Annotated in this window: 11 protein-coding genes; 9 read left to right on the forward strand and 2 right to left on the reverse strand. The window is 38.5% G+C overall.

The features are described 5' to 3' along the window. Positions 1 to 16: 16 nt before the first annotated feature. Positions 17 to 934: a LysR family transcriptional regulator gene (locus QUF78_RS11770; RefSeq protein WP_289324786.1), complete on the reverse strand. Its 918-nt coding sequence runs from the start codon at positions 932 to 934 to the stop codon at positions 17 to 19. 450 nt (positions 935 to 1,384) lie between these two features. On the opposite strand from QUF78_RS11770, the gene QUF78_RS11775 reads away from it, so the two are divergent. From QUF78_RS11775 to ggt, 4 genes are all read left to right on the forward strand, one after another. Further along, positions 1,385 to 2,362 carry a TAXI family TRAP transporter solute-binding subunit gene (locus QUF78_RS11775; RefSeq protein WP_289324787.1) on the forward strand — a complete coding sequence of 326 codons (978 nt, stop codon included), beginning with the start codon at positions 1,385 to 1,387 and terminating at the stop codon, positions 2,360 to 2,362. 85 nt (positions 2,363 to 2,447) lie between these two features. Beyond that, entirely contained in the window at positions 2,448 to 2,954 is a 507-nt protein-coding gene (locus QUF78_RS11780) for a DUF1850 domain-containing protein (RefSeq protein ID WP_289324788.1), read from the forward strand. Continuing rightward, positions 2,947 to 4,941: a TRAP transporter permease gene (locus tag QUF78_RS11785; RefSeq protein WP_289324789.1), complete on the forward strand. Its 1,995-nt coding sequence runs from the start codon at positions 2,947 to 2,949 to the stop codon at positions 4,939 to 4,941. Before QUF78_RS11780 ends, QUF78_RS11785 begins: the two co-directional genes overlap by 8 nt. Before the next feature lie 220 nt (positions 4,942 to 5,161). Beyond that, complete coding sequence (gene ggt, locus QUF78_RS11790) at positions 5,162 to 7,237, forward strand: gamma-glutamyltransferase (protein WP_289324790.1); 2,076 nt, start codon at positions 5,162 to 5,164, stop codon at positions 7,235 to 7,237. 144 nt (positions 7,238 to 7,381) lie between these two features. Here ggt and QUF78_RS11795 read toward each other — a convergent pair whose 3' ends face one another. Next, positions 7,382 to 8,566 carry an acyl-CoA dehydrogenase family protein gene (locus QUF78_RS11795; protein ID WP_289324791.1) on the reverse strand — a complete coding sequence of 395 codons (1,185 nt, stop codon included), beginning with the start codon at positions 8,564 to 8,566 and terminating at the stop codon, positions 7,382 to 7,384. Between the two features lie 342 nt (positions 8,567 to 8,908). Here QUF78_RS11795 and QUF78_RS11800 point away from each other — a divergent pair, with 342 nt between their 5' ends. The 5 genes from QUF78_RS11800 to QUF78_RS11825 all read left to right on the forward strand — a co-directional run bounded on the left by QUF78_RS11800 (position 8,909) and on the right by QUF78_RS11825 (position 13,061). Next, a complete protein-coding gene (locus QUF78_RS11800) occupies positions 8,909 to 9,781 on the forward strand; it encodes a transporter substrate-binding domain-containing protein (RefSeq protein ID WP_289324792.1) in 873 nt (290 codons plus the stop codon). Between the two features lie 187 nt (positions 9,782 to 9,968). Continuing rightward, a complete protein-coding gene (locus QUF78_RS11805) occupies positions 9,969 to 10,676 on the forward strand; it encodes an amino acid ABC transporter permease (RefSeq protein ID WP_289324793.1) in 708 nt (235 codons plus the stop codon). A gap of 12 nt (positions 10,677 to 10,688) precedes the next feature. Further along, on the forward strand, positions 10,689 to 11,402 hold the full coding sequence (locus QUF78_RS11810) for an amino acid ABC transporter permease (RefSeq protein ID WP_241588817.1): 714 nt from the start codon (positions 10,689 to 10,691) through the stop codon (positions 11,400 to 11,402). A gap of 20 nt (positions 11,403 to 11,422) precedes the next feature. After that, a complete protein-coding gene (locus QUF78_RS11815) occupies positions 11,423 to 12,178 on the forward strand; it encodes an amino acid ABC transporter ATP-binding protein (RefSeq protein ID WP_289324794.1) in 756 nt (251 codons plus the stop codon). 352 nt (positions 12,179 to 12,530) lie between these two features. Further along, entirely contained in the window at positions 12,531 to 13,061 is a 531-nt protein-coding gene (locus QUF78_RS11825; protein WP_289324795.1) for an SF0329 family protein, read from the forward strand. Positions 13,062 to 13,193 lie beyond the last annotated feature (132 nt).

Genomic DNA, 13,193 nt, shown 5'->3' on the forward strand with positions numbered 1-13,193 from the left:
TTGTTTCGCAGATATTTTAGCCAAATATATCGTTAAAAGCATGTTCATTTTTTAATGTTTTCAAAATATGCTTAGTCAGCATTGATTCATCCTTGTTTTTCCAAACTGCGGAAATGGAACTGGATAATTCAGAGTTATCGATGTTCAAGGCTTTAACTTTGCTTTTTCCCAACAAGCTCACCATATCTTCAGGCATGAGAGCAACGCCTAAGTTATTGGATATAAGATTGGCGATCGTCAGTAATTCGGATCCTTTACATAATTCCTTAGGTGAAAATCCAGCAGTCAGACAAGCTTTTTCCAAAAGGAATTGAAGGGAGTGTGCTTGAACGGCATCATAATGGATAAAAGGTTCGTCTTTTGCTTCGTATAAGTGTATGGAATCCTTCTGGGCTAGTGGATGATCAATGGAAACAACCAATTGTAAAGGAAATCTCAGGAATTCAATCATGCTTAATCCTTCATTTGCGATGATGTTATTGTGTATGGGCGTTCGGATGAATCCGATATGATAATTTTGTTGGTTTACAAGTTTCACAGCTCTTGAGGATGTTGTTTCATGCACGTAAAATTCTGTTTCAGGGTATTCCTCCACTACCTTTTTCAATAACTTCGGGATATATATGCTAGCTGCAGAGGGGACGGTAGCAATCTTCATTTTAGGCTTGGGGATGGTTTTATTTTCAACTATGTAATTCACTGTTTTCTCGATATCTTCAAAGGAAGGAGCAAGTTTTTTATAGATGTACTCTCCTTCTTCCGTCAAAGTGATTTTTCTTGTCGTTCGATTTAATAGTTTAAAGCCTAATTGTTTTTCGAGGGATGAAATCTGTTGGCTAAGTCCGGGCTGGGAGATATGCAGGGTTTTGGAAGCCTCACTGAAACTAAGATGGTTAGAAACCTCTATGAAATAGCGGAGGGACAGGAAATTCAAACAATCACCCACTTCAGTTTGATTTGAAAATACACTGTTAAATAGCTGGTAAAAGGAAGGGTGGACTTCTAATATTCCCTCTCAAAAAATACCTGAATATAATTATTGAATGCTAGAAAAATGCAAGGAAGGTCATTTTATAATATAGACTTATAAGTTTATAACAATAATATATTTCTAAAATGGAAGAGTCAATATTATCCTTAAAGAAAGGAATAATAAGTAAAAAAAGGTAAAATACTCCCATTAAATAACTGGATTTCCTTGGTTTTAATAGGCTTTTTTACACATATATACTGATTTTTTTGATTTCGATAAAACTTTTTAATCGATTACTAGTGCTTTTGATTGTGGTGTATAATTTTGTAAAAAAAGGTAAAGTGAGGTGGTCGGTAGAATAATAACAATATCATTTCTTGTAGATGATGAAAACGTAGGAGGGGGAGTTTTATGAGAAAATTTCATAAGTGCTTTATATTGGTTATGATTTTGACGGTCACCAGTATTATCACGGCCTGCGGTGACAGTAAAACAGGTGGTGGATCCGGCAGCGGAAACCAAAACCTGAGTCTGTTGACTGGTGGAACGGGAGGTACATACTATCCACTCGGAGGACAAATTGGAAAAATCATTTCCGATAAAACAAAAGCGAATATAACACCTCAGACATCCGGTGCCTCGGCTGAAAATATGGAAACTTTAAGAGTTGGAGAAGCTGAAATCGCTTTTTCGCAAACGGATATTGCCGCATACGCACTTGAAGGAAAAGAAATGTTTGACGGGAAACCCATAGACAATATACAAGCGATCAGTTCTTTATATCCTGAAACGGTTCAAATTGTAACGACAGCAAAAAGTGGCATTAAATCAATTGAGGATTTAAAGGGTAAAAAGGTATCAGTAGGTGCACCGGGTTCAGGTGCATACATCAATGCTATGCAAATACTGGAAATCCATGGGTTGTCTGAGAAAGATATTAAAGGACAAAATCTATCTTTCGATGAGTCGGCGGAAGGAATCCAAGCAGGAAATATTGATGCAGCTTTCATTACGGCCGGAACACCAACTGGTGCAGTTGAGGCGCTGTCCGTACAAAATGATATTATTATCCTGCCTATTGCAGAGGACAAAATTCAAGCTTTGGTTAAAAAGTATCCATACTATGCTGAAGATTCAATTCCAAGTGGTACGTACAAAATCAAATCCGAGGTAAAAACAGTTGCTGTTAAAGCGATGTTAGTGGTTACAAAGGATCTGGATGAAGATTTAGTTTATGAAATGACAAAAGCTGTTTATGACAACACAGATCAAATCACACATGCAAAAGGCGATTACATTACAGCAGAAACTGCACTTGAAGGGTTAGGGGATATGGAAGTTCATCCTGGCGCAGCAAAATACTTTAAAGAAAAAGGTGTTTCCAAGTAAGGCAATTTGGTCGGTAGCTCGCTTATTGTGGCCTATCGGCTTCATTTTTTTCTGAATGGGATTTCTTATTTTGAAAGGGGTACCTATGAAATTCAAGAAATTCATGGCGTTTGGTATACCTCTGATCATCGCTTTTCTATTATTTTTTCCGTATAAACATGTCATTGCATTTTCCTACCAGGACCAAGGGGAATTAGTAGCGTACTTGCCATTGAAAAGCAAAAAAAATTTCCAAATTAAGTATACACACTCCATCCACCTCTCGGATGTACTGGAATCATATCGTTTTTCCGGTAGGCAAATCAAACAAACCGAACTTGCTTTTTACGATTTTGCAGTCGGTATGCCTTCTAATGCAGAGGGGGAGGAAGTATTCGAAGAGAAAGATGGGACCTACTTCATAAAAAATATGAATCGCAGTTTCGCTTATATAGATTTACGGCTAGGACAAGTCAGAGCTAACCATCGATTAGTATATGATGAAAAAACATATACATTGGCAGACTTTATTAAGCCAGGAACATGGGTCAGGATTTCATCGGAAAAAATTTCAATATGGGAACAGTTGAAAGGAGTGAGGATTAATGGCTGATAAAGAAAAAGTGAAGTATTTAACCGAAGCGGAACAACAGGAGTTATTGGAAAAGTACGATCCTGAAGCTGGGACAAGGAAATTAACTGGCTTCTTGGGACACATTGCATTTTTTGGACTCTTAGCTTTTTCTCTATTCCAATTATATACTGCTATCTTTGGTGTTTTTACAGCACAAATCCAACGGACGATACATTTAGGGTTTGCACTCTCCCTGATTTTTTTACTATTTCCTGCTAACCGGAAAAAGCGTCAAAAAGGAAAGCTTCAAATTGCCTGGTTCGATATCCTTTTAGCGATCCTTAGTATTGGGGTAGGTGCCTATTGGCCATTATTTTTCGAGGATATTGTCATGAATGTCGGGCGCTTAGGAGCTTTGGATTTTGCAGTTGGTTTAATGGCCATTCTGTTGGTTTTAGAGGCAACGAGGCGTGCAGTAGGGCTTCCGATAATGGTCATCGCAATTTTATTCGTTTTCTATGGGATTTTTGGACAGTATATGCCGGGCTTCCTAGCCCATCGCGGTTTAACTCTGGAACGTTTGGTACAAACGATGTTCTTCTCGACAGAGGGCATTTTGGGTACGCCGTTAGCGGTGTCATCGACATTCATCTTCCTATTTTTATTGTTCGGTTCCTTTCTTGTCCGAACGGGTGTCGGTCAATACTTCAATGATCTTTCAACGGCTATTGCCGGTAGAAGGATAGGGGGACCCGCAAAGGTTGCGATTTTTTCCAGTGCTCTGCAAGGAACGATCAGCGGGAGCTCTGTAGCTAATGTTGTCACTTCAGGTGCATTTACGATACCAATGATGAAAAATCTTGGATATAAGAAGGAATTCGCTGGGGCAGTGGAAGCAGCGGCTTCGACAGGCGGTCAATTAATGCCTCCGATAATGGGGGCAGCGGCATTTTTAATGGTGGAGTTCATCGGGAACGGGATAACGTATTGGGATATAGCAAAGGCGGCTGCGATTCCAGCTATCCTTTACTTTTCAGGAATTTGGATCATGACCCATTTTGAAGCGAAACGACTGGGATTACGTGGATTGACGAAGGAAGAAATGCCAAGTAAAAAGGAAGTGTTCGGCAAATTTTATTTATTAATTCCGATCATCGCCATTATCATCTTGCTCATGCTGAATATCACGGTTACACATGCAGCCTTGTATTCCATCCTTATTTCGGTTCTCGTAGGATTCATAAACAAGGATGTCCGCATGAAATTCATCGATATCATTTATGCATTGGTGGATGGAGCTCGGACAGCACTTGCGGTTGCAGCAGCTACCGCAGCAGCCGGCATTATTGTAGGAATCGTTACGAAAACAGGGTTAGGGCTGAAGTTGGCTAATGGTTTAATCGATTTGTCTGGTGGATATTTGATTCCAACACTGATGCTAACGATGGTAGCAGCACTTATTTTGGGAATGGGTTCACCTACGACCGCCAATTATGTAATCACATCGACGATTGCAGCACCTGCAATAATTTTGCTTGGTGTTCCTGATTTATCAGCCCATTTATTCGTCTTCTATTTTGGCATTATAGCAGATATAACTCCTCCAGTTGCTTTAGCGGCATTTGCAGCGGCGGGTGTGGCAGGCGGTGAACCGATAAAAACGGGGATTGAGTCATCGAAACTTGCCATTGCTGCATTTATCATTCCATATATTTTTGTTCTCTCCCCACAAATGCTGATGATCGATACAACTTGGATGGAGGTTGTCTGGGTCGTTCTTACAGCAATGTCCGGCATGATTGCAATTGGTGCTGGTGTTATAGGTTACTGGATGAGGAAGATGCACTGGTTAGAAAGAGTCCTTGCCATAATCGTTGGTTTACTATTAATCTATCCTGAAACGATATCGGATATCGTTGGGTTATCTGCATTTATCGTATTACTGGCTTTACAATACCTTTGGAAGATTGACAAACACGACACTCCCAATATCCTGAATCATAAGCAAAGTCTAGAGAAGAATTAAGCCTTCGGATTATCGATCCCGAAGTAAAGGGTAGAGCTGAACCATTTGGGGGGTGATTTTTTGAAGTGAAACATCATTGAGAACGCAACGCCCAATGGGAATGTGCAGACTGCTTTTATATCGAGACAACCAGCATATTCCTACTATAGACATCTGCTCGTATATCCACTTGCCTTATGATAAAATCCTAATCTGTTTTATTTTGAAAGGAGACTAATTCATGAAATTTTTAAAAAGTTTTATTTTAGTTACTTTCAGTTTCTTTTGTATGATCACACCAGCTTTTGCAAGTGTCCCTGGAGTGGATGAGTCAATGGGAAGGGGAGCAACAAAAGGAATCGTATCAGTTTCCCATCCGTTAGCAGCTGAAGCGGGTATAAAGGTACTAAAACAAGGTGGAAATGCAGTCGATGCAGCAGCTGCCATTCAATTATCGTTAAATGTAGTTGAGCCAATGATGTCTGGAATCGGCGGCGGTGGTTTTATCATGATTTATAATAAAAAGGAAAATAAAATAACGATGATAGATAGCCGCGAAATGGCACCGCAAAATGTTACGCCTGAACTTTTTTTAGATGAAAAAGGAAAACCTATTCCTTTTAGTAAACGACACACATCCGGGAAAGCGGTTGCTGTTCCTGGAACCCTAAAAGGGATGGAAACGGCTCTTGAGAAATATGGAACATTGAAATTATCTCAAGTTATGGACCCGGCCATTAGACAAGCTGAAAAAGGGGTAAAGGTCAATTGGGCAACAGCTCAATATATCGGTGAAAATGTAAAAAAACTTGAAAATAACCAAGCGGCTGCAAAAGTTTTTGTACCAAATGGAAAACCATTGGAAGAGGGAGATACCCTCGTTCAGCCGAATCTGGCAAAGACTCTTAAGTTAATAAAAAAACAAGGTTCTAACGTTTTTTATAAAGGTGAAATCGGGGAAGCCCTTACGAAAGAAGTTCAAAAACGTGAAGGAACGATGACAACCGAGGATTTGGAAAACTATGTGGTGAAAGAGAGAGAGCCAATTAGATCGGAATATAGGGGATTTGAAGTGGTGGGGGCTGCTTCACCAAGTTCAGGCAGCTTGACTGTCCAACAAATCCTGGAGCTAATGGAAGGATTCGATGTACAAAAGATGGGGGCGAACTCCCCTGAGTATCTTCATTATCTAACTGAAGCCATGCATCTAGCATTTGCCGATCGCGCTGCCTATATGGCAGATGAAGATTTTTATGATGTACCAACAAAAGGACTATTGGATGAAGATTATATAAAAGAAAGAAGAAAACTAATTAATCCAAATAGATCAACAGCAGATGTCAAAGCAGGTGATCCATGGAAGTATGAGGGCAAAGAACCCACTTCAATGGAGAAGGTAAAAGAAGAGAAAACCCCAATCGGACAAACGACTCACTTTTCTGTAATTGATAAGTGGGGAAATATGGTTGCTTATACGACTACAATCGAGCAAGTGTTCGGATCAGGTATCATGGTACCTGATTATGGATTCATGCTTAATAATGAAATGACCGATTTTGATGCCACACCCGGTGGAGTTAACCAGGTGGAACCAAGAAAAAGACCGAGAAGCAGTATGTCCCCGACCTTCGTATTAAAAGATGGTAATCCCTTCATGGCCATTGGTTCACCAGGCGGGGCGACGATAATCGCATCGGTATCTGAAACGATTATGAATGTGCTTGATCATCAAATGCGTATTCAAGATGCGATATATGCTCCACGTATTTATTCTGCTGGTTATCCGACAGTTAGATGGGAACCGGGAATTGAACAAAATACAAGGTTAGAGTTAATGGCAAAAGGCCATGTTTATGAAGAAAAACCCCAACATATCGGAAATGTGCAAGCTGTTATTTTTGATTTTGAAAAGGGGAAAATGTATGGAGGAGCCGATAATACGAGAGAAGGAACTGTTCAAGGAGTGTATAATGTTTCCCATAAATCGAAACAGCCAAAAGAAATAAAAGAAGAAAAGAAAGGACCGTTTACCTTAAAAGTGAATGGAGCCGTTTATCCTTATACAGCTGAACAAATGAAACTGATAGATGAAAAACCCTATATCCAATCAGACAAATTGCTACTTGGTTTGGGTGTAATTGGATCAGGGGACTTAGAAACATTTAAACCTGATAAAAAATCGTATCTACCGGTGTTAAGAGTAGCGAAATCCCTAGGATATAAAGCAAAATGGAACGAAAAAGACAAAGAGGCACTATTGGAAAAAGATCCGGCGGATATTGAAGATCCAGACGATGATGGTAGTGTCACCAATTAATTTCTTTTCTTGAGGGAGCCAAGCCTGCTCCAAGAATAAAATCGAATTCTGTATGACTCAAAAAATGAAAAACCCCAGGATTCTCTATGAAAAGAGAATTCAGGGGTTATTTTTAGTTCATAGCGTTTCTTTTATCAAATTTGATCATTTTAAAAGTGGATGGCCGCTTAAATTGGTTTTTGTCTGTTCAATTGCCAATTTTGCTAAATTCTTTATCGTTACATCGTCCATCGGAGGATTGTGTAAACCAGCTCTTACATCCCTATAGTGCCTTTGTAGTGGATTATTGCGTTGAAGACTTTTTGCACCGACTATTCGCATGGCTTTATCGACAATTGTAATGGCTGAGTTTGTAACAATATGTTTTGCAGCCCCCAGCTCATTTGTGAAATGAATTCTTCGTGATTCATCATCATAAGCCTCGGCAACGCTATATAAGAAATGCCTGGCTTTCATTAATTCCAAATCAATTTCTCCTAACAGTTGTTGGACATTAGCCAGCTGGCTGATAGGTGCATTTATACTGTTTGGAGTATAGTTATTGGCAAAGTGTATGGCGTAATCCCTTGCAGCTTGCGCAATGCCTAGGTAACAGGCTGGAATATGAAGGATCCAAGCATTGAATCTGTTTCCACTTGGCATTTCAGGTAACTCAACAAGTTTTGAATCATCCACTTCAACATCTTTAAGGACCAAATCATGACTTCCTGTCCCCCTCATTGAAATTACGTCCCATGTTTCATCTATGTAGAGCCCATCCAAATCTTTATGCAGGAGAAAAAATCCAACCTTTTGCCTTTCCTCGATCCATGCTGAAACTAGGAAATAAGTTAAAACTGGGGACATGGTTGTATAGGTTTTACGTCCGGAAATAACCCAGTAATCTCCCTTTTTGACTGCCTTCGTTCCGGGGCGTCCCCCGCGAGTCGGACTGCCAGTTTGCGCTTCACTAACGGAACGGTTCACTAAAGCGCCATTTAAAACTTCCCCAGCAATAAAATCTAAGTTCTTTTTTGTCCAACTTTCCTGTTCAAAAAGGTCTCCTATCACTCCAAGGTTCCAACCAATGGATAGCGCAGTCGCTGAATCAAAACTAGCCAATGTTTCTTGAAGGAGAATCATGTCATAAACTTTTAACCCTCCGCCACCATAGGATTTGGGAAGAGTTGAACTTGTATATCCCATACGAATTAAATCTTGAATATGTTCTTTCGGAAAAAAGGCCAATTCATCAATTTGAGCAGAATTATTTTTGAATTTTGATTCTACTTCATATAATTTTTTCAGCCACGTTTTTTGACTCTCCGTCTTAATGAATAGGTTAATCACACGGTTCCCTCCTTCTATTACCTTCTGTTTTTGTTCTAATTCCTATTAATCTTATTGGTTTAAATAATAATTAAGGTGTGTTTAGTTGTCAAGGAAATTAAGGATTTGCAGATAAACTACAACTCTTTTAATAAAACAGGTGTGTGTAGTTGCTTGAAAATTTTAAATATACACATTGACTTTACAAAAGTATCCATCTATTATGTTTATAACCAAATGACTTACTTAACCTACCGAAATAGTTGGTATTGAGTAGAGAAGGTGATGTATGTATTTCCTTTGAATTTCAGGAAATACAAATGCAAGTAAAAAAAAACTTCGTAAAACGAAAGGGGATTCACTATGAAAAATAAAAAAATTAGCCATGTTTTAACTATCGGTTTAGCGTTGGTAACCATATTAGCGGGGTGCGGATCAGGTACATCAACGAGTAATGAAGCCGATGCAAATTCAGGTAGCACTTCAGGTGTCCGAAAGGTAAAAGTAGCCTATGACCAAGCGTCAAAACCTATGTCTTGGCTGGATGAGAAGGGAAATCCAACTGGATATGATGTGGAAGTTATGAAATTGGTTGATGAATTACTACCGGCATACGAATTCGAATATATTGGCACATCAAGCGATGACCTGTTAGTAGGCATTGAACAAGGTAAATATCAAGTGGGGGTTAAAAATGCTTTCTGGACAGAGGAAAGGACTGAGAAGTTCATCTTTCCTAAAGAATTCCTTGGATTAAGCAGTGCGGGCCTTGTTTTAAAGAAAGAAAATTCAAAGATCAAAAATCTCAAGGACTTTGCTTCAGCGGGCTTCTCCTTAGCACCAATCGCAGCAAACAACGCTCAATACACGATCGTTGATGAGTATAATCAGGCGAATCCGGACAATAAGGTGAAATTGAAAGCCGGAGATGCATTCACTGTAGATGTAATTCAATGGGTAAATGAAGGCCGTGTCGACGGTGGAATAGCGATCGAGGGAGCTTTTAAGAAGCAAGTGGCCGACGATGGCCCCTATCATAATTTAGTGGATGATCTAGTTTACAATGAATTTGCAGTCATTAAAACCTGGCCATTATTCAACAAAAAAGAACAAAAATTCGCAGATGCTTATGATGAAGCGATTAAAAAAATTAAAGACGAAAAGAAGACGAATGAGTTAAGCAAAAAGTTTTATGGTCGGGATTTATTCGAAGTTTTGGGAACTGTAGAGAGATAACGAAGCCCTTAGCAAAACAAGCATTAGAATGTCAATCAATAGGTTATGACTTGTCATTTTCTTAATATGGGTTTTCTTGGATAACTCTTGGTATTTTAAGAGATGGCAAGTTTCTAGGTACTGGCCTTCAAAAGAATGATTGGATTTGAAAATTCGAATCTTCAATGAAAGCAGATGGAGGTGAAACATGGAAAAATACTTTGATTTAGCTTACATAGTAGAGTCGGTACCAATGTTAGTTCCTTTTCTAAAAGTAACATTAATCGTTACGAGTCTATCGGTCTTGTTCGGGACAATCATAGGTTTCATCTTAGCAGTCATGAAACTTGGAAATAGTAAAATCGCCAGGGAAATTGCCTATGGATATACAACGGTACTGAGATGTACGCCCTCTATAGTTCTGCTTTTTTTGACTTATTATGGTATCCCTGCAATTGCAGGGAATTTTGGCATAAATCTTAATGACATTGATAAAGCAGTATTTGTAGTCATAACCTTTTCGCTTCAATTTGCGGCTGCAATGTCAGAAGTGATCAGAACATCGCTTGAATCTATTGATAGAGGGCAATTTGAAGCGGCAGTAAGCGTTGGATTAAGCAATACGCAAGCTTACCGGAGAATTATTTTACCCCAGGCTTTCGTAGTCGCATTACCAAACTTCGGTAACAGCTTACTTGAATTAATGAAAGAAGGGTCTTTAGCATATACAATCGGCTTGATAGATATCATGGGGAAGGCAGAGCTTATAATCGCCGGGAACTATAACACACATGCATTAGAAATTTATCTTGCATTGGCGGTTATTTACTGGACATTGTCGATTGCCATTGAACAACTGTTCTTAAAATTGGAAAAGGCATTCAGTAAAGGAAAACAAGTGATAACAACTGCATAGAGGGGTGACAGAATGTCAGAAGGTCTGGATTATAGGTTTTTAGTGGAAACCTTTTTTGTAGCGTTATCGGGGGTGCCGACCGCATTATTCATTACAATTGTTGCTTTGATTATTGCCTTGCCATTAGGGTTTTTACTTGCTTTATCAAGAATAAATCAAATCCCGGTATTGAATCGCTTAGCACAGATATACGTTTCATTTGTCAGAGGAACGCCCGTCATTATCCAAATTTTCATTATATATAGCAGTGTGCCATTAATGCTGACTTCGATATTTGAAAAGTATGCTGTCGAAATGAATGTATACGATGTAAATCCGATATGGTACGCATTCATTGTTTTCTCGTTGAATACGACAGCTATTCTTACAGAGGTGTTTCGTTCGGCAATCAGCACAGTGAGCAAGGGGCAGCTTGAAGCTTCGTACGCTGTCGGATTAACAACTGTGCAAGCATTTAGAAGAATTATCATTCCACAGACATTGGTAGTGGCATTACCGAATATATGTACAGCAACAGTCAATCTGATTAAAGCGACATCATTAGGTTATGCTTTGTCATTGCAGGAAATCACTTTAAAAGCCAAAGTAGCTGCCAATGTTGGCTACAATTATGTTGAAGCATATATTGATATCTTTCTTGTTTACCTAATTTTATGTAGTTTGGTGGAATACTTGTTTAAAAGGTATGAAAAACGAGTAAGCAGGTTTAAAGCCGTGAGTATCTGAAATGAGGAGGTGTGGCCGAAATGCTAGAAATTAAAAATATTCATAAATCATTCGGTGAGAATGAGATTTTAAAAGGTGTGGATTTAAATATAGACAAGGGAGATGTGGTGGTAATTCTGGGTCCAAGTGGTTCAGGTAAGACAACTTTACTTCGATGCATTAACTTTCTTGAAAAAGCAGATCAAGGACATGCCGTTTTTGGAGATATTGATGTAAGTCTTAAAACAGCATCTAAAAAAGTGATTCATGGAATAAGGCAAAAGATAGCCTTTGTTTTTCAAAATTATAATCTTTTCACTAATAAAACCGCATTGGAAAATGTAACGGAAGGACTGGTTATTGGAAGGAAGATTGCGAAAGAAGAAGCATATGAGATTGGTAAAAAAGCATTGGAAAAAGTAGGCTTGTCAGAAAAATATGATGCTTACCCTAGTGAACTCTCAGGCGGGCAGCAGCAAAGGGTGGGCATTGCGAGAGCGGTTGCTTTAAACCCTGACATTATTTTATTTGACGAACCAACTTCGGCATTGGACCCGGAATTGGTCGGTGAAGTACTGACGGTGATGAAGCAAATTGCCAAAGAAGGAACTACGATGTTAGTCGTCACGCATGAAATGTCTTTTGCAAAGGATGTTGCAAACAGAGTGATTTTTATGGATGCAGGTGTCATAGTGGAAGAGGGATCGCCTAAAGAAATTTTTGTGAATCCAAAAGAAGAAAGAACGAAGAGGTTCTTAAAAAGAGTTTTGCCGGAGGATTATATTTTTTATATTTAGGTTATGTTCACTTTCTCTTTTGATATGTGATTGAAACAAACGAATGAAAATAACGTTTGTTCGAGGGATTCGGAATGTCGTTAAGTGAATTGATAGTAAAAATTCAAAAATTGAATTAAGCAAAAGCAAAAATACACGGTTGAAAGAATTCTTTATCCATTTACTTGCATCATCATTTTCTGCAAGTGAACAAGCATTTCAACAAGTGATCGAACGCAAAAATAAAGATGGCTAAACTTGTGTAGATTGTGACTCTTTAAACATATACCTCTATAGTTCATTACAAGCAGAATAGAATAATGAAAGAAATATACTTTTGTGGAAATTGAAAACTGTAAAGGAGAATAAAAACTTGCGTAATCAACCATGGAGTAAAGTAAAGAAAAAGTTAGAGAGTTTTATCTGTGACTCTCTAAAAAATAGAGTTCAGTTTACTGTTACGAATTATCGAAAGGCTCACGACCGATTAGGACGAGCTTTTATTACTGTTGATAAAAAGGAAATCCTAAATATGTGTACGATAACATCTGATAGAGAAATGTTCAGAAAAGAAAATGAAATAAGAAATGCCAAAAGTATTGAATACGATGTCTATAATGGAAATCAGAACTATGAGATAGGGATACAAGCACATGAAATGATTAAAGCAGAGGGGATTTTTGCACAGTATGACTTTTTTTATGCGGTTGAAGAATATTTTAATTTACCAATAGAAATTTCCTTAAAATCAGATGATATGATTATAAAGATTCTTTCTCTGATAGATAGAAGAGTTGGGATGCGTACGTTACAAGGACTTAAAAAATCCATCCTAAATGAAAAGGAAACTATCCAGTATTTTTATAACTTGCGATGTGAAGCAGAGGGAATAAGAACTTCCTAAAAAGCGCTATGCTATACTTGAACAAGTATGCGTGGAGTGTGAGCGTTAGGACGTTATTTATTAGTGAGGAAAAACAATACGGATGGATAGTGAAAAAACATGAACCTCCTGCAAATATGAGTGGGAAACCTA

It is taken from the genome of Peribacillus sp. ACCC06369 (genome assembly GCF_030348945.1).
Classification (GTDB): domain Bacteria; phylum Bacillota; class Bacilli; order Bacillales; family DSM-1321; genus Peribacillus.

Coding starts and splice junctions, on each gene's coding strand:
- ggt (WP_289324790.1), top strand. CDS start 5,162: ATGAAATTTTTAAAAAGTTTTATTTTAGTTACTTTCAGTTTCTTTTGT.
- QUF78_RS11810 (WP_241588817.1), top strand. CDS start 10,689: ATGTCAGAAGGTCTGGATTATAGGTTTTTAGTGGAAACCTTTTTTGTA.
- QUF78_RS11805 (WP_289324793.1), top strand. CDS start 9,969: ATGGAAAAATACTTTGATTTAGCTTACATAGTAGAGTCGGTACCAATG.
- QUF78_RS11785 (WP_289324789.1), top strand. CDS start 2,947: ATGGCTGATAAAGAAAAAGTGAAGTATTTAACCGAAGCGGAACAACAG.
- QUF78_RS11780 (WP_289324788.1), top strand. CDS start 2,448: ATGAAATTCAAGAAATTCATGGCGTTTGGTATACCTCTGATCATCGCT.
- QUF78_RS11775 (WP_289324787.1), top strand. CDS start 1,385: ATGAGAAAATTTCATAAGTGCTTTATATTGGTTATGATTTTGACGGTC.
- QUF78_RS11800 (WP_289324792.1), top strand. CDS start 8,909: ATGAAAAATAAAAAAATTAGCCATGTTTTAACTATCGGTTTAGCGTTG.
- QUF78_RS11815 (WP_289324794.1), top strand. CDS start 11,423: ATGCTAGAAATTAAAAATATTCATAAATCATTCGGTGAGAATGAGATT.